17 protein-coding genes are annotated in these 19,346 nt (G+C 75.0%); 11 read left to right on the forward strand and 6 right to left on the reverse strand.

Annotated elements, in window-relative coordinates; genetic code table 11:
* Nucleotides 1-3 precede the first annotated feature (3 nt).
* From FSW04_RS09625 to FSW04_RS09645, 5 genes are all read left to right on the forward strand, one after another.
* The gene (locus tag FSW04_RS09625; protein ID WP_187369371.1) at nt 4-885 is read left to right on the forward strand and encodes a Ppx/GppA phosphatase family protein; all 882 of its coding nucleotides are present in this window, start codon (nt 4-6) and stop codon (nt 883-885) included.
* A gap of 111 nt (nt 886-996) precedes the next feature.
* On the forward strand, nt 997-3,162 hold the full coding sequence (gene ppk1, locus FSW04_RS09630; RefSeq protein ID WP_146918672.1) for a polyphosphate kinase 1: 2,166 nt from the start codon (nt 997-999) through the stop codon (nt 3,160-3,162).
* Nucleotides 3,163-3,194: 32 nt separating this feature from the next.
* A complete protein-coding gene (locus FSW04_RS09635; protein ID WP_146918674.1) occupies nt 3,195-4,073 on the forward strand; it encodes a polysaccharide deacetylase family protein in 879 nt (292 codons plus the stop codon).
* Nucleotides 4,070-4,918, forward strand: a complete 849-nt coding sequence (locus FSW04_RS09640; RefSeq protein ID WP_187369372.1) for a phosphohydrolase — start codon at nt 4,070-4,072, stop codon at nt 4,916-4,918. Before FSW04_RS09635 ends, FSW04_RS09640 begins: the two co-directional genes overlap by 4 nt.
* Before the next feature lie 4 nt (nt 4,919-4,922).
* Nucleotides 4,923-5,819: a nuclear transport factor 2-like protein gene (locus FSW04_RS09645; RefSeq protein ID WP_146918676.1), complete on the forward strand. Its 897-nt coding sequence runs from the start codon at nt 4,923-4,925 to the stop codon at nt 5,817-5,819.
* Nucleotides 5,820-5,821: 2 nt separating this feature from the next.
* On the opposite strand, the gene FSW04_RS09650 is transcribed toward FSW04_RS09645, so the two are convergent.
* Together FSW04_RS09650 and FSW04_RS09655 are read right to left on the reverse strand one after the other, a co-directional pair.
* Nucleotides 5,822-6,775 (reverse strand): histone deacetylase family protein, encoded by a 954-nt coding sequence (locus FSW04_RS09650; protein ID WP_228431088.1) that lies wholly within the window; start codon nt 6,773-6,775, stop codon nt 5,822-5,824.
* A gap of 42 nt (nt 6,776-6,817) precedes the next feature.
* Nucleotides 6,818-8,233, reverse strand: coding sequence for a carotenoid oxygenase family protein (locus tag FSW04_RS09655; RefSeq protein ID WP_146918678.1), 1,416 nt, complete (start codon nt 8,231-8,233; stop codon nt 6,818-6,820).
* A gap of 30 nt (nt 8,234-8,263) precedes the next feature.
* On the opposite strand from FSW04_RS09655, the gene FSW04_RS09660 reads away from it, so the two are divergent.
* Entirely contained in the window at nt 8,264-8,812 is a 549-nt protein-coding gene (locus FSW04_RS09660) for a PadR family transcriptional regulator (RefSeq protein ID WP_228431090.1), read from the forward strand.
* On the opposite strand, the gene FSW04_RS09665 is transcribed toward FSW04_RS09660, so the two are convergent.
* From FSW04_RS09665 to FSW04_RS09675, 3 genes are all read right to left on the reverse strand, one after another.
* Nucleotides 8,790-10,772 (reverse strand): SDR family oxidoreductase, encoded by a 1,983-nt coding sequence (locus tag FSW04_RS09665; protein ID WP_146918680.1) that lies wholly within the window; start codon nt 10,770-10,772, stop codon nt 8,790-8,792. The two genes, FSW04_RS09660 and FSW04_RS09665, sit on opposite strands and share 23 nt — an antisense overlap.
* Before the next feature lie 83 nt (nt 10,773-10,855).
* Nucleotides 10,856-11,623 carry a crotonase/enoyl-CoA hydratase family protein gene (locus tag FSW04_RS09670; RefSeq protein WP_146918682.1) on the reverse strand — a complete coding sequence of 256 codons (768 nt, stop codon included), beginning with the start codon at nt 11,621-11,623 and terminating at the stop codon, nt 10,856-10,858.
* Between the two features lie 307 nt (nt 11,624-11,930).
* A complete protein-coding gene (locus tag FSW04_RS09675; protein WP_146918684.1) occupies nt 11,931-12,200 on the reverse strand; it encodes a hypothetical protein in 270 nt (89 codons plus the stop codon).
* Nucleotides 12,201-12,229: 29 nt separating this feature from the next.
* On the opposite strand from FSW04_RS09675, the gene FSW04_RS09680 reads away from it, so the two are divergent.
* Both FSW04_RS09680 and FSW04_RS09685 read left to right on the forward strand, forming a co-directional pair.
* Complete coding sequence (locus tag FSW04_RS09680) at nt 12,230-12,988, forward strand: enoyl-CoA hydratase/isomerase family protein (protein WP_146918686.1); 759 nt, start codon at nt 12,230-12,232, stop codon at nt 12,986-12,988.
* 13 nt (nt 12,989-13,001) lie between these two features.
* Entirely contained in the window at nt 13,002-14,213 is a 1,212-nt protein-coding gene (locus FSW04_RS09685) for a D-alanyl-D-alanine carboxypeptidase (RefSeq protein ID WP_146918689.1), read from the forward strand.
* 9 nt (nt 14,214-14,222) lie between these two features.
* On the opposite strand, the gene FSW04_RS09690 is transcribed toward FSW04_RS09685, so the two are convergent.
* Nucleotides 14,223-15,104: an alpha/beta hydrolase gene (locus FSW04_RS09690; RefSeq protein ID WP_146918691.1), complete on the reverse strand. Its 882-nt coding sequence runs from the start codon at nt 15,102-15,104 to the stop codon at nt 14,223-14,225.
* 492 nt (nt 15,105-15,596) lie between these two features.
* Here FSW04_RS09690 and FSW04_RS09695 point away from each other — a divergent pair, with 492 nt between their 5' ends.
* From FSW04_RS09695 to FSW04_RS09705, 3 genes are all read left to right on the forward strand, one after another.
* The gene (locus FSW04_RS09695) at nt 15,597-17,582 is read left to right on the forward strand and encodes an ABC-F family ATP-binding cassette domain-containing protein (RefSeq protein WP_146918693.1); all 1,986 of its coding nucleotides are present in this window, start codon (nt 15,597-15,599) and stop codon (nt 17,580-17,582) included.
* Between the two features lie 514 nt (nt 17,583-18,096).
* Nucleotides 18,097-18,468 (forward strand): hypothetical protein, encoded by a 372-nt coding sequence (locus FSW04_RS09700; protein WP_146918695.1) that lies wholly within the window; start codon nt 18,097-18,099, stop codon nt 18,466-18,468.
* Nucleotides 18,465-19,340: a heavy metal-binding domain-containing protein gene (locus FSW04_RS09705; protein ID WP_146918698.1), complete on the forward strand. Its 876-nt coding sequence runs from the start codon at nt 18,465-18,467 to the stop codon at nt 19,338-19,340. The genes FSW04_RS09700 and FSW04_RS09705 overlap by 4 nt, the downstream gene beginning before the upstream one ends.
* The last annotated feature ends 6 nt before the right edge of the window (nt 19,341-19,346 follow it).

Raw genomic sequence — 19,346 nt, forward strand, 5'->3', positions numbered from 1 at the left:
GACGTGCGCGCAGCCTGCATCGACATCGGCTCGAACACCACGCGGCTGCTCGTCGCCGAGCCCGACGCCGCCCGCCCGGGCCACCTGACCGAGGTCGCCGCCCAGCGCGCGTTCATCCGCCTGACCGCCCAGGAGCGCCGCCGGGGCGTGCCGGCCGACAAGGCGCAGGCGATCGCGGAGGCCGTGTCCGAACAGGCCCGCGCGGCCCGCGGGCACGGCGCCGGCGCCCTGCGCGTCGTCGCCACCGCCGCCCTGCGCGAGGCCGAGGGCCGGGACGCGCTGCTGGCGCGGCTGGAGTCGGCCGCCGGCGTCCGGGTCGAGGTCCTCAGCGGCGCCGAGGAGGCGCGTCTGGCCTTCGCGGGGGCCACGGCCGGGCTGCCCGCCGGGACCGGGCTCGTCCTCGTCGCCGACGTGGGCGGCGGGTCCACCGAGCTGGCCGCGGGGGTGCCCGGGGGCGCCGTGCAATGGTGGGCGTCGCTGCCCATCGGCTCCGGCGCGCTGGCCGACGCGCACCTGCCCGGCGACCCGCCGACGGCCGGCCAGCTCGCCGCCGCGCGGGCCCAGGCGCGCGCCGCCCTGGACGCCGCGGGCTGCCCGCCCGCCACCGTGGCCTGGGCCGTCGGGGGCAGCGCGACGTCGCTGCGGCGCCTCTGCGGGCCCGAGCTGTCGACGGCCGCGCTCGAGCGCGCCCTGGCGCGGGTGTGCGCCGCACCGGCCGCCGAGACCGCCGCCGGGCTGGGCCTGCACCTCGAGCGCGTGCGCCTGCTGCCCGCCGGCCTCGTGCTCCTGGGCGAGGTCGCGCGCACCGCCTCGTGCACGCTGCACGTCGGGGGCGGCGGCCTGCGCGAGGGCGTGGTCCTCGACCTGCTCGGCCAAGTGGGGTAGACCTGTGCCCACGACATGACCCCGACCTGCGCGCATCCTCGACGTTCACAGCGCGTTCACCCGACGGTAACGGCCGGAGCGCCGCGTGCGGCATAGCGTCCGCCCCATTCCATGACTCCCGAATCCCACCTCACCCAGGAGCCGATCCGCGCCGTCGAGAGGGTGCCCGCGCCGGCGCGCGAGCCGTCGGACCTCGACGCCCGCGAGCTCTACCTCAACCGCGAGCTGTCGTGGGTCGACTTCGACGACCGCGTCCTGCAGCTCGCCGAGGACGAGGGTCAGCCCCTGCTCGAGCGCTGCAAGTTCGCCGCGATCTTCACGTCGAACCTCGACGAGTTCTTCATGATCCGCGTCGCCGGGCTGCACGACCAGGTCGACGCGGGCGTCACGACGCCGAAGGCCGACGGCCGCACGCCGTCCGAGGTCCTGGACGCCATCCGCGAGAAGGTCCGGCCGCTCATGGCGCGCCAGGACGCCTGCATGGCCGGCCGGCTGCGCCCGGCCCTCGACGAGAGCGGCATCCGGCTCGTGGACATCGACGCGGTCGACGCCGAGGCCCGCCGTGCGCTGGACCGCCGCTTCCGCCGGCAGATCTTCCCGGTCCTCACGCCGCTGGCCGTCGGCCTCGGGCGGCCGTTCCCCTACATCTCCAACCTGTCGCTGAGCCTGGCCGTGCTGGTCCGCGACCCCGTCGGCGGCCACACGACGTTCGCCCGCGTCAAGGTGCCCAAGGAGATGCTGCCGCGGTTCGTGGCCGTCGACGGCGGCCCGACGACGTTCGTCCCGCTCGAGCAGCTCATCGCCGCCAACCTCCACGCGCTGTTCCCCGGGATGGAGATCCTGGAGCACGGCGTCTTCCGCGTCACGCGCGACGCCGACTTCGAGATCAGCGACGAGGCCGACGACCTGCTCGCGGCCGTCGAGGACGAGCTGCGCCGCCGGCGCTTCGGGGAGGTCGTCCGCGTCGAGCTCGAGGCCACGATGTCCGCAGAGCTGCGCCAGGCGCTGACCGAGGCCCTCGAGGTCGAGGAGCGCCAGGTCTACGAGATCGGCGGCCTGCTGGACCTCGCCGACCTGTGGCAGATCGTGGGCGTCCCGGGCTTCTCCGGGCTGCGCGACCCGTCGTTCCAGTCGGTCACCCAGCCCCGGCTGCAGGGCGAGGAGGGCGCCAAGGCCGACGTGTTCGCCGCGATGCGCTCGGGCGACATCCTGGTCCACCACCCCTACGACTCGTTCTCGACCTCGGTCGGACGGTTCGTCGAGCAGGCCGCCAACGACCCCGACGTCCTGGCGATCAAGCTCACGATCTACCGCACGTCGGACGACACGCCGCTCGTGCCCGCGCTGACGCGCGCGACCGAGCGCGGCAAGCAGGCCGTGTGCCTCGTCGAGCTCAAGGCGCGCTTCGACGAGCGGGCGAACATCGAGTGGGCGCGCAAGCTGGAGGAGACGGGCGTCCACGTCGTCTACGGCCACCCATCGCTGAAGACCCACGCCAAGTGCATCCTCGTCGTCCGCCGCGAGGGCGACGGCGTCCGCCACTACCTCCACGTCGGCACGGGCAACTACCACCCCAAGACCGCGCGGCTGTACACCGACTTCGGCCTGTTCACCTGCGACGAGCAGCTGGGCTCCGACGTCGCCGACATGTTCAACTTCCTCACGGGCTACGCCCGGCCGCGCCGCTACCGCAAGGCGCTCGTCGCGCCCGACCACCTGCGCGACGGCATCCTGGACCAGATCGCCAAGACGGTCGCCGCCCACGAGCGCGGCGAGCCCGCGCTCGTCCAGATGAAGATGAACTCGCTGGTGGACCGCGCGTGCATCAAGGCGCTGTACCGCGCCTCGCAGGCCGGCGTGCGCATCGACCTCAACATCCGCGGGATCTGCTGCCTGGTCCCCGGCGTGCCCGGGGTCAGCGAGAACATCCGGGTGACGTCGGTCGTCGGGCGCTTCCTCGAGCATTCGCGGGTCTACGCGTTCACCCGCGGCGACGAGCAGGCGGTCTTCATCGGCTCGGCCGACCTCATGCCGCGCAACCTCGACACGCGCGTCGAGCTCGTCGTGCCGGTGGAGGACCCCGTCCTGCGCGACGACGTGCTCGACACGCTCGAGCGCTCCCTGGCCGACGAGACCAACGCGTGGGAGCTGCAGTCCGACGGGACCTGGGTGCGCCACGCGATCGATCCCGACCGCCCCGAGCGGCGCAGCGTCCAGCGCGAGCTCATGCTCGGCCACACCGCCCGGGCCGCCGAGCGCGAGGCGTCCGCGGACTGACGACCGCCCGGAGCCGGGGATACGCTCGGCCGGTGCCGCGCCGGGCCCTCATCCTGCTCGCCGCCCTCGCCGGCACCGGCGCGGCCGCGGCGGGCTGCGGGGGCGGCTCGCCCACCACCCCGACGGCGGCAGCGCCGGCCCCCGTGCAGCAGGTCGCCAACGGCCCCGCGCGGGCCGCCGCCCCGGCCGTGGCCCGGCGGCGCCCCGTGCACGTCGCGCCGTCGCGGGCCGCCGTCCCCATCCTCATGTACCACGTCATCGGGATCCCGCCGGCCGGCGCCGCCTACCCGGGGCTGTGGGTCGCGCCGGACGCCTTCCGCGCGCAGGTCGATGCGCTGGCCGGCGCCGGCTTCACCGCCGTGACGCTGGACACGGTGCTCGACGCCTGGCAGGGGCGCGCCCGCCTGCCCGCGCACCCCGTCGTGCTGTCGTTCGACGACGGCTACCTCGGCCAGGGCACCGTCGCGATGCCCGTGCTGGCCGCGCGCGGCTGGCCCGGCGTGATCAACGTGGTGGTCAAGAACATCGGCATCCCGGGCGGCATCAGCCTGACGCGCCTGCGCCAGATGGTCCGCGCCGGCTGGGAGGTCGACGCCCACAGCCTCACGCACCCCGACCTCACGACCCTCGCGGCCGCCGCCCTGGCCCACGAGCTCGCCGGGTCGCGCGCGCAGCTGCGCGCGCGCCTGGGCGTCGCGGTCGACGCGTTCTGCTACCCGGCCGGGCGCTACGACGCCGCCGTGGAGGCCGCCGCGCGGGCGGCCGGCTACCGCGCGGCCACGACCGAGGTGCCCGGCGCGGCGCGGCCGGGGGACGACCCGTGGGCGCTGCCGCGGATCCGGGTCTCCGGCGGCGACGTGCCCGCCGCGGTGCTGGCCAGGGTGCGCGCCGCGCTAGGGTCGGGCGCGTGACCGGCGCATCCCCACGCGACGCCGACCAGGACGCCCAGGACGTGGGCAGCCTCGAGGACCGGGTCGCGGCCGCCAACATCCGGCTGCCGGTGCGCGGCAACCGCAAGCTCGACGGGCTCGTCGCCGCGGTCAACGCCGACGTCCAGCTCAAGGCCTGGTGGCACGCGGCCGCCGTCAACGCCGAGCGGCTGGGCATGTCGGACCACTCGTGGGTCCACATCCAGATCGTCTCGAACATCGCGCTGCGCCTGACCCGCCTGCTGGCCCGCCGCGGCATCCGCCTGTCCAGCGTCGCCGACCACGGCCTCGACGAGCGCGACGCGGAGGTCATCATCGTCGCCGCCGCCCTGTTCCACTGCGTCGGGATGTCGATCCACCGCGCCGACCACGAGCAGTTCTCGCTGTTCCTGACGGCCGACAAGCTGCCGGCGCTGCTCGCCCCGCTCTACGACGAGCCGCGGCGGTCGATCGTCGTCGCCGAGGCCTCGCACGCGATCATCAGCCACCGGTCCAAGGGCGCCCCGTTCACGATGGAGGGCGCCATCGTCCGGGTCGCCGACGCGCTGGACATGGCCAAGGGCCGCTCGCGCGTCCCGTTCGAGCAGCTGCTGCCCAACATCCACTCGCTCTCGTCCTACGCGATCGAGTCGGTCAAGATCTCCGCGGGCACCGACACCGCCGTGCACGTCGAGATCGAGATGAACAACAGCGCCGGCATCTACCAGGTCGACGAGGGGCTCGGCACGAAGCTGCGCGGCACGCCGCTGGCCGAGCACCTCGAGGTCGTGGCGCGCATCGACGCCGAGCACGAAGAGCGCCTGGTCCCCGTCTTCCGCCTGTCCTGAGCCCGTGACCACCGTCGCCCGCCGCGTCCTGGACCGCCAGCTGCGCCTCATCGAGGCCCGCGACCTGGAGGGCCTGCTCGGCCAGTACCACGAGGACGCGGTGCTCCTGCGCTTCGACCGCACGGTGAGCGGCCGCGCCGCCCTGCGCGAGCACCTCGCCGTCCAGCTGGCCCAGGGGATGCTGGTGCGCGAGCTCGTCCAGGTCGCCGAGACCGACGACCTCGTCTCCTGGCAGGCCGTCGTCGAGGCCGGCGGGCGCGACGTGCGCACCTACGGGGCGCTGTGGCTGCGCGGCGAACGCATCGCCCGCCAGATCGCCGGGACGTTCCCCGTCGCCGACGCCGCGCCCGCTGCGCGCCGCGCCGCCGTGCGGGTCGACCTCGAGCCCTACGACGCCTGGGCCGCGCACGCCGTCCCCGATCCGCGCCGGGCCGGCCGCGAGGCCGTCGGCCCGGTGCTCCTGGAGATCGTGCACGCGGAGGGGCCCGTGCTGGCCGAGCGGGCCTACCGCCTCTACGTGCGGGCGAGCGGCGGCAAGGCGCTGACGTCGATCGCCCGGGCGCCGCTGTCGGGCGCCGCCTACCGGCTGCGCCAGGCCGGCGCGATCGCCTTCGACGACGAGGACGGCTCGCCCGCGGGCGCCGACCTGGCTCCGGGCCACCCGATCGTGCTGCGCCCCGCCGGCGTGGCGCCGGTCCGCGTGCGCGAGCTGGGCCCGCGCGCGCTGGACGAGGTGCCGCTCGGTGAGATCGCCGAGCTCATGCGCCGGCTCCGCGCGGCGGGCGCGGCCGAGCTGCCCCGGGCGGTGCTCGACGCCTACGGCCTGGTGCGGATGACGGCCAAGGCCGAGGAGTACCTCTCGCGCGCCCAGGTCCTGGCGCTCGGAGCCGCCGGGGCCTGAGCTCAGGCCGCCGCCGCGACGGCGGCGGCGATCGTCTGGGCGTGGATGTCGACGGTGTCGCGCACGTCGGGGGCGTAGCCGCCCGCCAGCGTGACGACGACGGGCAGCCCGGCGCGGGCGCAGCGGTCGAGCACGAGCTCGTCGCGGGCCCGCAGGCCCGGCTTGGTCAGGGCCAGGCGGCCGAGCTTGTCGCCCTCCCACGGGTCGGCGCCCGCGACGTAGAAGGCCAGGTCGGCGACCGCGCCGCCGATCGCCTCGTCCAGGGCGGCGTCCAGCGCCTGGAGGTAGTCGTCGTCGCCGGTGCCCTGCGGCAGCTCGACGTCGAGGTCGGAGGGGATGCGCACGAAGGGCCAGTTGCGCTCGCACTGGACGCTGAGCGTGAAGGCCTCGGGGTCCGGCCGCAGCAGCTCGGCGGTGCCGTCGCCCTGGTGGACGTCGCAGTCGATGACGAGGACCCGCCGCAGCGCGCCGGCTCGGCGCAGCTCGCTCGTGGCGACGGCGAGGTCGTTGAACACGCAGAAGCCGCGGGCCGACGCCCGCGCGGCATGGTGCGTGCCGCCGCCGAGCATGATCCCGTGGCCGGTCTCCAGGGCGTCGCCGGCGGCGGCCAGCGTGCCCTGCAGCCCGCGCAGCGTGCGCTCGATGAGCTGCTCGGACCACTGCAGCCCCAGGACGCGCTCCTCGCGGACCTCCAGGGCGCCCGTGCGCATGCGCGTCACGAACACCGGGTCATGGACGCGCAGGACGGCGTCCCAGGCGATGGGCAGCGGCTCGGCGATGTCGTCCTCGCGCAGGCTGCCGTCACCGACGACGCGGCGCCGCAGCAGCGCGTACTTGTCCAGCGGGTAGCGGCTGCGCGGGCCCAGCGGGAACGTGAAGCGGCTGTGCGACCAGGCGCGCACGCGCGCGCCCGGCGGCGCGTCGGGCTGGGGGAGGGCGGCCGGCACGGAGGTCACGAGACGATACGCGCGCCCCGGCGCGGGTTCACCCGGCCGCGGCTAGGCGGAGAAGAACTGGCCGTGGAAGCCGAACGGGATGTGGTGCGGCGCCCGGGCGCGGGCGAGCTCGGTGAAGCTCCCGGCGTCGAGGACGAGCAGCGAGGAGCACCCGGCGGTGGCGTCGAGCACGACGGCCAGCACGACGCCGTCGCCCTCGGCGGTCGCGCCCGGGCGCGGCACGAAGACGGGCTCGCCGGCCCACGCGCCGGGCTCCTCCCAGGTGGCGGCGTCCCCGTCCCGGACGTCGAGCTTGACCAGGCGGCGCAGGAACGGCGCCCCGCCGGCGCCGGCGCCGTAGACGTGGCGGTAGGGCCGGCCGTTGCGTCGCGCGTAGTCGATGCGGGGCAGCTCGAGGTCGACGTCGCCCAGGGGGCGCGACGACGGCGCGCCTGCGGCGGGCAGCGTCAGGCGGGTGGGCCGCGCGGCCGGGACGGCCGCGGTGCCGGAGCGCAGGCGGTCGAGCCCGAGCGCGTCGATGACCGACGCATCCTCGTAGGCGCAGAGGTCGACGACGAGGTCCTCGCCGTCCTCGAAGGCGTTGATGGTGTGGAAGACGAAGCACGGGTCGGTGGTCCACGTGCGGTGCCGCCGCCCGGTGGCCCGGTCGAAGGCGTGCACCCGCAGGCCGAGCTCGGGCTTCCAGCGGTAGTTGTGGATGAACGCGCGCCCGGAGAACGCCAGCCGCAGCGGGTTGACCACGAGCGGGTTCTCCAGCAGCACGACGAAGCGCGGGGTCAGCCCGAAGGAGTGCATGTAGGCCGGCTCGCGGACCGGGTGCGTGGCGACCGTGCGGCCCTCGGCCGGCGTGCGCCGCGCGTAGACGCGGTACTCGCTGCGGGCCCCGAGGTGGGCGGCGAAGTTCACGAGCTCGCCGCGCCGGGGGTCGTGGTGGGGGTGGGCGGTGGTGAGCTGGCCCCAGCGCGCGGCGCCCTCGTCGCGGCCCAGCGTGCGCAGCGTCGCGGGGTCGAAGCGGATGGGGATCGGCGTCTCGGTCATCGCGATGTGCTCGTCCCCCAGGCGCGTGAGGTTGACGTTGGCGTTGTCGGTCAGCTGCGGCCGGAAGACGGACTGCACGCGCGCGAAGAGCGAGCGGCACGGGTCGGTGGCGAAGCCGCTGACCGAGGCGCCGCCGGAGGCCAGCGCGCGGCGGCGGGCCGAGGTGTCCAGGAACGCGCTGGCGTAGGAGACGACGCCGTCGCGCATGCCGAAGCGGTTGAGCATCGCCATGCCGTCGAACCAGTGCGCCACGCTGCGCCCGGCGAAGTCCATCTGGGCCGGGGTCACGCGGACGAGGTCCCCGGTCAGCCACGCGGGTACGGTGCCCGAGACGCGCAGCGCGTCGATCCGGACCTCCTCGGTCTGGTCGGCGAAGCCCAGCTGCTGGTCGGCGATCGCCCCGGATGCCGTCGCTGTCATCATCCGAAACGTACCGTCCGAAAGAGACTGTTGCAAGACGACCTGAAGCTGACGCCGACGTCCTACATCGTGCTGGGCCTCGTCGACGCCGCGGGCGGCTCGGAGCTGACGCCCTACGACCTCAAGGCGATGATGGCCATCAGCGTCGACAACTTCTGGTCGACGCCGCACGCGCAGGTCTACCGGGAGGTCGGGCGACTGGCCGAGGGCGGGCACCTGACCGAGCGCCGCGAGGAGCGCGGCCGGCGCCGGCGCTTCTACGCGATCACCGACCGGGGCCGGGCGGCGCTGGAGGCCTGGCGCCACCAGGCGCCCGAGGAGCATCCCCAGCTGCGCGACCCCGGCGTGCTCAAGCTGTTCTTCGGCGGCGAGCCGTCCGTCGTGGCCGCCCACCAGCTCGGCCTGCACGAGGCCAAGCTGGCCGAGTACGAGGCGCTGTGCGCGCAGGTCGGCGACGCGATGCCGGTGCCCCAGCGCCGCGCCCTGGACCTCGGCGTCGCCCACGAGCGGGCGATGATCGCGATCTGGCGCGACGTGGCGCTGGAGGACCGACGCGTCACCAGTGGACCCCGCGCATGATGTTGGCCATGGCGATCTGCTCGACCGAGGCCTTCTCGCCCGGGTCCTTCTCGCCGCGCGCCGCGGCCGAGTCGGGGAACACCTTGTAGGCCATGTGCAGGATCTGGTCCACGGCCTTGGGCGCGACCGCGTAGAGCACCTCGCCGAACGTGCCCAGGCGCGTGTTGATCTGCTTGGGCTTGGCGCGGATGGCCTCGCAGATGAGGTCCCCGGCCTCGCTGGGCGAGATCGTCGGGAACGAGTCATAGATCTTGGTCGGCGCGATCATCGGCGTGCGCACGAGCGGCATGTGGATCGTCGTGAACGTGATGGAGTCGCCGATGAGCTCGGAGGAGGCCACGCGCGTCCAGGCGTCGAGTGCCGCCTTCGAGGCCACGTAGGCGCTGAAGCGCGGCGGGCTGGTCTGCACGCCGATGCTCGAGACGTTGACGATGTGGCCGAACCTGCGTTCGCGCATGTGCGGCAGCAGTCCCATCGTGAGCTTGATCGTGCCGAGGTAGTTGAGCTGGACCGTGCGCTCGAAGTCGTGGAAGCGGTCCTGGCTGAGCGCGATGGACCGGCGGATGGACCGCCCGGCGTTGTTGATGAGCATGTCGATCGCCGCGTGGTCGGCCAGCAGCCGGTCGACGAGCTCCTCGATCGAGTCCAGCGACGACAGGTCGGCGCTGTAGGCGTAGGCGGTGCCGCCGGCCTGCTCGATCTCGGCCTTGGCCTCCTCGAGCTTGTCCATCGAGCGCGCGACCAGGATCGGGATGCCGCCGGCCCTGGCGATCTTCATCGCCGCCTCCTTGCCGATGCCCGAGGAGGCGCCGGTGATGACGACGGTGCGGCCGTTGACGGCGTGCTCGAACGAGCGGTCCTTGTACAGGTCGGGGTCCAGCACGCGCTCCCAGTGGTCCCACAGGCGGGCCGCGTAGGTCTCGAGCTCGGGCACCTCGATGCCCGAGCCGGCCAACGCGCGCTCGGTGTCACGGGTGTCGAACTGCGACGTGAAGCCGACGTGGCCGATGACCTCCGGCGGGATCCCGAAGTCGGCGAGGATCGCGTCGCGCACGCCGCGCAGGGCCGGGAGCTTCATGACCATCGACAGCGCCCCCTTGGGCAGCGCGTCGAGCAGGCGCTTGTCGATGCGCATGGCCATGTGGGGGGCGTGGCCGGCGCGCGCGAACGCGTTGAGGACGTCCCCGGAGCGCTGGCCCTTGGGGTGGGCGAGGTGGAACGCCTGGCCGTCGAGGCCCTCCTGGTGGGCGATGTGGTCCATGGCACGGGCCACGTAGTCGACGGGCACGACGTTCGTGTGGCCCAGCTCGGGCCCGATGAGCGGCGCCCACTCCGGCAGCCACCCGCGGATCTTCTGGATGGCCTTGAAGAAGTAGTAGGGGCCGTCGATCTTGTCCATCACCCCGGTCTGCGAATGGCCGACGACGACCGCGGGGCGGTAGACGCGCCACGGCACGGCCGCGTCCTCGCGGGCGATCTTCTCGGACTCGAACTTCGTGCGGTGGTAGGCCGAGGGCAGCTTCTGGCCCTCGTCGAACATGTCCTCGCGGAAGAGCCCGCGGTGCTCGCCGGCGGCGGCGATCGACGAGGTGTGGTGCAGCGTGCCCGACTCCAGCGCGTTGGCCAGGGCCACGGCGTTGCGGGTGCCGTCGACGTTGAGGCGCTCGTTGCGCTCCTCGTCGGCGGTCATGTCGTAGATCGCGGCGAGGTGGAAGAAGTGGTCGATGGCGCCGCGGTGCTCGGCGATCCACGCCTCGTCGACGCCGAGCATGGGGAGGGCGAGGTCGCCGGTGACCGGCTTGACGCGGTCGCCGTCGGGCCAGGAGGCGATGAGCTCGTCGAGACGGTCGCGCGACGTGGCGCGCACCAGCACGTGGACGTCGCCGCTGCGGTTGCGCAGCAACTCCTCCACGAGGTGGCGGCCGATGAACCCCGTCGCTCCGGTCACGAAGTACGCCATGCAGCCTCTCCTCCGACTCCTCCTGCGGGACGCGCCGATCCTACCCGCCTGTGGCGTGCGGGCCGCGCGGCCGGTCGGGCGCCTCAGACGCCCGCGCCGGCGCCGCCGCGGCCCTCGCCGGCGGCGAAGCGCGCGGCGCCGGCCTGGGCCGCGGCGAACACCGCGGGGCCCGCGGCGGCCTCCAGCGCGAGGCCCTCGTCCAGCGGGAGCCCGAGCCCCGCGATCGCCGCGCGCCGGTCGGCGAGCATCGTCTCCTGCGGGAACGCCGCGAGGCCCTCGGCCCACTCCAGGGCGCGGTCCAGCGCGGTGGCCGCCGCGACGATCTCGGTCAGCAGGCCCATGGCCCGGGCCTCGGCGGCGTCGATGAGGCGGCCGGAGAGGATGAGGTCCAGGGCGCGCCCCAGGCCGACGATCCGCGGCAGGCGCTGCGTGCCGCCGTCGATGAGCGGCACGCCCCAGCGGCGCTCGGGGAAGCCGAGGGTGGAGGCCTCGGTGGCGATCCGCAGGTCGCACCACAGCGCGAGCTCCAGGCCTCCCGCCAGGCACCAGCCGTCGATGGCGGCGATCGTGGGCTTGGACGGCGTCAGCCGCGTGAAGCCCAGCGGCCCGTCGCGGCCCGTGAGGCGGCCGGCCATCGAGGCGGTGTCCTTGAGGTCGGCGCCCGCGCAGAACGCGATGCCCCCGGCGCCCGTGAGGACCATGACGCGCGCGGCGTCGTCGGCCTCGAAGCGGCCGTAGGCGTCGCGCAGGGCCTCGGCCGTCGCGCCGTCGACCGCGTTGCGCCGGTCCGGGCGGTCGATGGTGACCACGGCGGCGGCGCCGACGCGCTCGTAGCGGACGGGATCGGGCATGGGCGGAGCGTACGCGGGGGGTGGCGTTGCGCGCGGGGGCCCGGGCGCCGGTGGCCGCCGTGGTGGTCCTGGTCACCTTGACGCGCGATATGCACGTCAAGGTGACCGGGACTGTTGCGGGACGACCGCGGGCGCCCGCGCCGGGTGGGCGCGTCGGGCGGGGCCAGGGCGTCGGGCGAGTAACAGGAGCTTGGCGCCCACGGCGGGCGCGCCGACCAGCCCGGAGGCGATGACCGCGGCCGGCAGCCCCGTGCGCTTGAGCATGACCCCGACCTCCATCGCGCGCCCGGACGGGGCGCGGTCCGCGCTACCAGCCGCCGCGCCAGCGGGAGTCCCCGCCGGCGGCCTTGACGGCCTTCTTGCGCGCGTCCTTGCGCTTGTCCAGCCGCCACTGCAGCAGGGACACGAGCAGGATGATCAGCGGGAAGGCGCCGATCAGGATGAAGCCGGCGTTGGTGACCTGCTTGTCGCCGACCTCGCCCATCGCGCCCTCGCCCGAGTTCTGGGCCAGCGCCATCGGTGCGGCCAGGGCCAGCAGCGTCAGGTTGAGGAGCAGGATCGTCGTCAGGCGGCGCATCGCCAGGGCATCGTATTGAATGCGGCGCCATGACGACACTGACGCGCGAGCGTCTGGACGACGGGATCGAGGTCCTGCGCCTGGATCGCCCCGCGGCCCGCAACGCGATGGACACCGCGCTGCTGACGGACCTGCTCGCGGCCCTGGAGGACCTGGGCGCCGACCCGGACCTCCGGGTGCTCGTCATCTCGACCACGAGCGAGCGCGCGCTGTCGGCCGGCGCCGACGTCGCCGAGGTGCTCGACCACGCCGCGGGCGTCGCGCGCATGGAGCTGTTCACCCGCATGTACGCCGCGCTGGAGTCCTTCCCCGCGCCGACGATCGCGGTCGCGGTCGGCAACTGCGTCGGTGCGGGCGCCGAGCTCACGCTGTGCTGCGACCTGCGCGTCGCCGGCGACAACCTCAAGCTGATGTTCCCCGGCGCGCGCCTCGGCGTGCCGGTCGGCCCCGCGCGCCTCGTGCCGCTCGTCGGGCTCTCCAAGGCGCGCGAGCTCATCTTCACGGGCCGCGTCGTCGGCGCCGAGGAGGTCCGCGAGCTCGGCCTGCTCGCCGGGCTCGCCCCGGCCGCCGAGGCCGAGGCGCGCGCGATCGACCTGGCCCGCGAGGTGGCCGTCCACCCGCCCGAGGGGTTGCGCCGGCTCAAGGCGATGGTCCGCGAGCTCGAGGCGACGGAGGGCCGGGTCGCGCGGGAGAACGCGGCGCTGCTCGAGTTCCAGCGGTCCGGGACCGGACTGCCCTACGGCGGCGTCGGACGTGGCGGGGCCGGAGGCGCGCCGGACCGCGGCTAGCATCGCGCGCCGCATGCGCCGCCTCCGCCCGCTCACGACGATCGCCGTCCTGGCCGGGCTCGCCGCCGCGGCCTGCCCGCCAGCCCCGGCCGTCGCGGCCCAGGACCGCGGCCTGCGCAACGACCTCGGGCGCATCGCCCGCGGCGCCGGCGGCCACGGCGGCTTCGCGGTCCTCGACGGCGCGTCGGGGCGCACGCTGGCCGCCGACGGCGCCGACGCGGTCCACCCGCTCGGCTCGACGGCCAAGCTGCTGACGACGGGCGCGGCGTTGGACCGCCTCGGCCGGGGCGCCGCGCTGACCACGACCGTGCTGGTCACGGTCCCGGCCGACGAGGCGGGGGTCGTCGCCGGCGACCTCGTCCTGCGCGGCGGCGGCGACCCCACCCTCGGCGAGGCCGGGCTCGGCGCCCTGGCCGACGCGGTGCAGGCCGCCGGCGTCCGGGTCGTGGCCGGCTCGGTCGTGGGCGACGAGTCGGCGTTCGACGCCCTGCGCGGCGGCCCGGCCGGCGGCGGCGCCTTCGACCCCGACCTGCAGGGCGTGCTCGGCGCCCTGACCTACGACAAGGGCCGCCAGGAGCCCGGTGGCACGCTGCAGACCGATCCCGCCCGGGCCGCGGCCTTCCGGCTCGACGACCTCCTGGAGGCGCACGGCATCGTCGTCGGCGGGCGCCCGCGGGCGGGCGTGACGCCGCCCGGGGCCCTCGCGCTGGCGACGGCCTCCACGCCGCTGCGCGCCGTGGTGAAGATCACCAACAAGACCTCCGACGATTTCGACGCCGAGATCCTGGCCAAGGACGTCGGCGTGGCGAGCGGCGGAGGCGGGACGACGGCCGCGGGTGCCGCGGCGATCGCGGCCGCCGCACGCCGCCTCGGCGCCGTGCTGCGCCCTGTCGACGGCTCGGGCGTCGACCGCGCCACGCGCGGCTCGGCGCGCCAGCTGGCCCGCTACGTGCGCCGGGTCCGCACCCGCGCCGCGCTGGCGTCCTCGCTGCCGGTCGCGGGCGTCGACGGCACGCTGGCCGGGCGGATGCGCACCGGCCCGGCGCACCGCCGCTGCCGGGCCAAGACCGGGACGCTGCCCGACGAGCGCGTCAGCGCCCTGGCGGGCTGGTGCCGGGTCGGCGGGCGCACCATCGTGTTCGCGCTGCTGCGCGAGGGCGTGCGGGGCGAGGCCGCCGCGAAGGCCACCGAGGACCGCATGGTCCAGCGGATCGCCCGCGGCTGACCGCCCGCCTCAGCGCACGAGCCGCTTGAGCCAGGGCACGACGGTCTGCAGGTAGCGGTTGCGGTCCGGCGCCGCGGTCAGCGGGTCGAGGTGGCTCTCGGTCGCCGAGGCGTCGACCAGGCGCGCCCTGGCGGCCGGTGACCTCGACAGCTTCAGGAACGACCGCGCGCCCTTGAGCACGCCGCCGTTGGTCAACGACGTCTGCACGGCGTAGAGCGGCAGGTCGACCTGGCGCGCCCACTTCAGCCGCAGGCCGAGGTACGTGGCGGCGGCGTCCTGGGTCAGCGGCGACGCCGCGTCGACGTCGAGGTTCAGCCGAGCGGGGTAGAACCATTCGACGGCGTTGGCCGGCTCCTGGCCGAAGGTCTCCGCGAGGCGCTCGATCGGCGTCACCTCGCCGTCGACCCAGTCGCCGTCGGGCCCGAGCTGCCCGGCCCGCACCTGGATGAGGCCCAGCGCCTTGGGCGACGTGGACGCGTCGAACGCGTAGCCGAGCAGGCCGCGGTTGGTCGCGGGCACCGGCGGCTTGAACTGCGCGGGCAGGAGGCTGAAGGCCTGGCCGACCGACGGGCCCAGCGGGTCCTTGAGGGCCAGGACCGCCGCGGACTCCGACAGGATCCCCGTCACCCACGGCAGGCCGAGCCCGAGCAGGTCCAGGAACGGCTGCTTGCGGATGGCCGCCAGGCGCTTCTTCGCCTGCGCCAGGTCGGCGCTGTCGAAGCTGCCGCGCAGGCCGCCGTCGATGAGGACGAGGCCATCGAGGTCGCGGTAGCCCGGATGCCCGGCGAAGTCCCACGAGGCGTAGGCCACCGCCACCGACGCGCCGAGCGAGTGGCCGCCGAGCAGCACCTTGCGCCCGCCCCGCGCCGCGGACCGCACGACTCGGCGCACGTCCTCGAGTTGGACCTTGAGCCCCAGTCGGCGGCGAAGCCCAGGGTCGCCGGGTCGGGCGGCTGGTAGTGCGGGGTGATCGACGGGTCGGCGATCCAGCCCGCGTAGTAGTTGAACATGTCCTGCAGGGACGTGGTCCCGGCCAGCGCCGACGCGAAGACGCTCGTGTCCTCCAGGGCCTGGGAGCGGCGGTCGACCGCCCACACCGCCAGGCCGGGGACGTCCTTGACGAGCTCGCGGGCGGTCAGCGTGAAGTCGCCGCGGCCACCGTTGGTCCCCGGCACGAGGACGAGCACCGTCCTGGCGGCGGCCGGGCCGAACTTCGTCACGTCGAGCTTGTCGTAGGCTCGCGGCCCCGGCGCCTTCGTCCAGCCCGTGATGGTCGTCTGGGTCTCGGCGGCGACCGCGGGACCGGCGGCGGCGAGGGCCGCGACGGCCGCGACGGCGGCGAGCAGGAGGCGGCGGTGCATCGCGCATACCTACCATGGAGCCGTGGCCGTCGTCATCGCCTCCGATCTCTCCAAGGACATGGCAGGTGAGCCCCTGCTGCGCGGGGTCTCCTTCAAGCTCGAACGCCGCGACCGCCTGACGATCGCGGGGCGCAACGGCGCGGGCAAGACGACCCTGCTGCGGATGCTGGCCGGCGAGACGTCGATCGACGGCGGCGAGCTCGTCTTCCAGAAGGGCGTGCGGGTCGCGCTGCACGACCAGCGCCCGCCGCGCGACAAGGCGATCACCCTGCGCGACTACGTGCTGTCGGCGTGCCGGGAGCAGCTCGAGCTCGAGGCCGAGCTGGCCCGGCTGGAGCACGCGATGGCCGACGGCGACGACGCGGTCATGACCCGGTACTCGGAGACCTACGCGCGCTTCGAGGCCGCCGGCGGCTACGGCTGGCGCGAGCGGGCCAACACCTACCTGCACGGCCTGGGCTTCACCGACGAGGCACTGGACCGCGAGCTGTCGACGTTCTCCGGCGGGCAGCTCACCCGCGCCTCGCTGGCGCGCGCGCTCGCGGTCGAGGCCGACCTGCTGCTGCTCGACGAGCCGACGAACCATCTGGACATCGAGTCGCTGGAGTGGCTGGAGACGACGCTGACGTCCTTGGACTGCGCGATCGTCCTCGTCGCCCACGACCGCTGGTTCCTGGAGGCCGTGGGCACCGCGGTGCTCGAGCTCGAGGCGGGCCGCTCCCGGTTCTTCAAGGGCAGCTGGCACAACTGGCGCAAGGAGCAGGCCGCGCGCGAGCTGGCGCTGGGCAAGGCCATCGAGAAGCAGCAGGCCGAGATCGCGCGCATGGAGGGCTTCATCGAGCGCTTCCGCGCGAAGGCGACGAAGGCCAAGCAGGCCCAGTCGCGGGTCAAGGCCCTCAACAAGATCGAGCGCATCAGCCGTGACCCGCGCGACACGCGCGAGCTGGGCTTCCAGTTCGCCAAGCCCGAGCGCACGGGCCGCGTGATCTTCGAGCTCGAGGACGGGCGCCTGGAGGTCGGCGAGGGCGAACGCCACAAGGTGCTGCTCGAGGGCGCCGAGATCTGGGTCGAGCGCGGCGAGCACGTCTCGCTCGTCGGCCCCAACGGGACCGGCAAGACGACGCTGATCGACGCGCTCGCGGGCGTGCGTCCGCTCGACGGCGGCAAGCTGCGCACGGGCCACAACCTCAAGGTCGGCTACCTCAGCCAGCACGACTCCGAGCTGGAGGGGCTGGGCACGGCGCGCACCGTCGCCGAGGCGGCGGCCAAGCGGACGGGCCTGAGCCCGAACCAGGTGCGGTCGCTGCTGGGCCGCTTCCTGTTCTCCGGCGACGAGGCCGACAAGCCGCTGGACGGCCTCAGCGGCGGCGAGCGCAAGCGCCTCTCGCTGGCGATCCTGCTCAGCCAGGGCGCCAACGTCCTCATCCTCGACGAGCCGACCAACCACCTCGACCTCGAGTCGCGCGAGGCCCTCGAGGACGCGCTGAAGGCCTTCGAGGGCGCGCTGCTGCTCGTGACCCACGACCGCGCGCTGCTCGACGCGGTCGGCACGCGCACCGTCGCGCTCGAGCACCGCACGCTGCGCTCCTACCTCGGCGGCTGGGCCGAGTACGGCCGGGTGCGCGAGGAGCGCAAGGCGGCCGGCGAGGACCCGATGGGACCGCCGCCCAAGCGCGCCGCGGCGCCGAGGCCCGCGCCCGCATCGCTCCCGAAGGCCGCGGCGCCCGCGCCGCGCAACGGCAACGGGAACGGCGGCCCGGGCGCGCCGACGCCGACGCCGGCCGCGGGGCCGTCGAAGAACGCCGCGCGCCAGACGGCCAGGCTCGAGCGCGCAGTCGAGGAGGCCGAGGCCGCCCTGGCCGCGCTGGAGGAGGAGCTCGCCGCGCCCGAGGCGTGGGCGGGCCAGTACGAGTCGGCGAAGTCCACCGCGCGCCACACGGCGGCCAAGCGGGCCGTCGACGACGCCTACGCCGCGCTCGAGGAGCACCTCGAGAAGATCGGGGCGTAGGACACCGTCGCCTCAGAAGCGACGGATCGTCATGCGGATGCGGTGACCCTGGGCCCAGATCGCCGCGGCCCAGCGGCGGGCGGTGCGGACGTCGCGGCGCCTGGTCGGAGAACGCCGCCGGGCCGTCCTCCAGACCGAAGGCCAGGGCGGCGGCGCCCGCGGCCAGCGGGGCGGCCGACGGCCGGAAGGCGCGCCCCGGCTGGGCCAGCACGGGCCCACCGACGCGCCGGGGCGTCCCGGCGGCGTCCGCGCGCCAGACCTCGGGCGCGCCGAAGCAGCCGATGTCGCCGCAGCGCACCGTCCGCGTCAGCGCGGGCAGGCCGTCCGGGCCGGCCCACAGGCTGGCTGCGGCCCGGTGGTGAGGCCGACGGCCGCCGTGACGGCTGCGAGGCCCGCTGCGCGAGGGAGCATGTGGGCAGAACGCGCCGGGAGGCCGGGAGGTTTCGCGGGGCGTGTGGTCCGTCGCCGGCCGCGCCCGGCGTCGGGGGCCCGGGCGCGCCGTAGGATGGCCAAGATGTCCGGCGACTTCGACCTGCTGGCGGCCTCGCTGCGCGCCGACGCGCGCGACGTCGACGGGTTCTTCGACGTCCTGGTGGCCAAGCTCGGCGAGGTCTTCCCCGACGGCGTGGAGATCGAGCGCGGCGGCCTGCTCGGGCGCTCGGGCCCGAAGGCCGTCGCCGTGACGCTCGGCGACCGCCGCTACGAGGCCGAGCGCGCCCGTCGCACCGTGGTCTGCCGGCGGCGCACGGTCGTGCGCGGCATCGCGCTCAAGAGCGAGGATCTCGACGTCGACGCGTGGATCGACGCCCTCTCGGCCGACCTCGTCGACGAGGCCGCGCGCAGCGAGCGCGCCCGCGTCGCCCTCGAGGAGCTGCTCAACCCGTGAGCGACGACGCCGCCCCCGTCATCCCGCAGGCGGCGCGCGAGCGGCTGGGGCGCCGGCGCACGCAGCAGGGCCCGGGCTTCGACTCGGCCCTCGGCGTCGGCGAGGCGCTGGCCGTGCGCGAGGCGGGGCTGCGTCCGGTCTGCCAGGTCATGGGCACGTCCTACTACCAGGTGGGGTGGCAGAACATGCCCTGGGGCTCGGCGCGCGGGGGCTGGTTCGGCGTGCAGGGCACCGACGGCCAGACCTTCGAGCTCGAGAGCCAGACCGACGCCTTCAACGAGGCCCGCCGCCTCGCGGTCGACCGCCTGCGCCAGGAGGCCGTCCTCGCCGGCGCCGACGCCGTCGTCGGCGTGCAGGTTCGCCGCAGCACGCGCGACTGGGCCGGCGACCTCGTGGAGTTCGTCGCCGTCGGCACGGCAGTGCGCTCCGAGCGCTACGACCTCGGCGACGAGCCGCTGCTGTGCAACCTCTCGGGCCAGGACGTCGCCAAGCTCGTGCGCCACGGCTTCTGGCCCGTGGGGATCGTCGGCGGCTCGACGGTCGCCTACGTCGTGACCGGCACCCGTCAGCAGTGGCGGTCCGGAGGCCTGCTGTCGGGCCGGCGCAACCAGGAGCTGCCCGACTTCACCCAGGGCCTGTACGACGCCCGCGCGCTGGCGATGGAGCGCGTGACGCGCGGCGCCCACGAGCTGCAGGCCCACGGCGTCGTCGGCGTCCAGGTCGAGCGCTCGATGCACCCGCGCGAGCGCGAGGTCAACAACGTGACCTACCACGACATGATGATCACCCTCCACGTCCTGGGGACCGCGATCGTCGAGGTCGCCGACGCGCCGGTGCCACCCGAGAAGTTCATCGCCCTGCCCCTGACCTGACGGAGC

The sequence above is a fragment of the Baekduia soli genome (genome assembly GCF_007970665.1).
GTDB classification, from domain to species: Bacteria; Actinomycetota; Thermoleophilia; order Solirubrobacterales; family Solirubrobacteraceae; genus Baekduia; species Baekduia soli.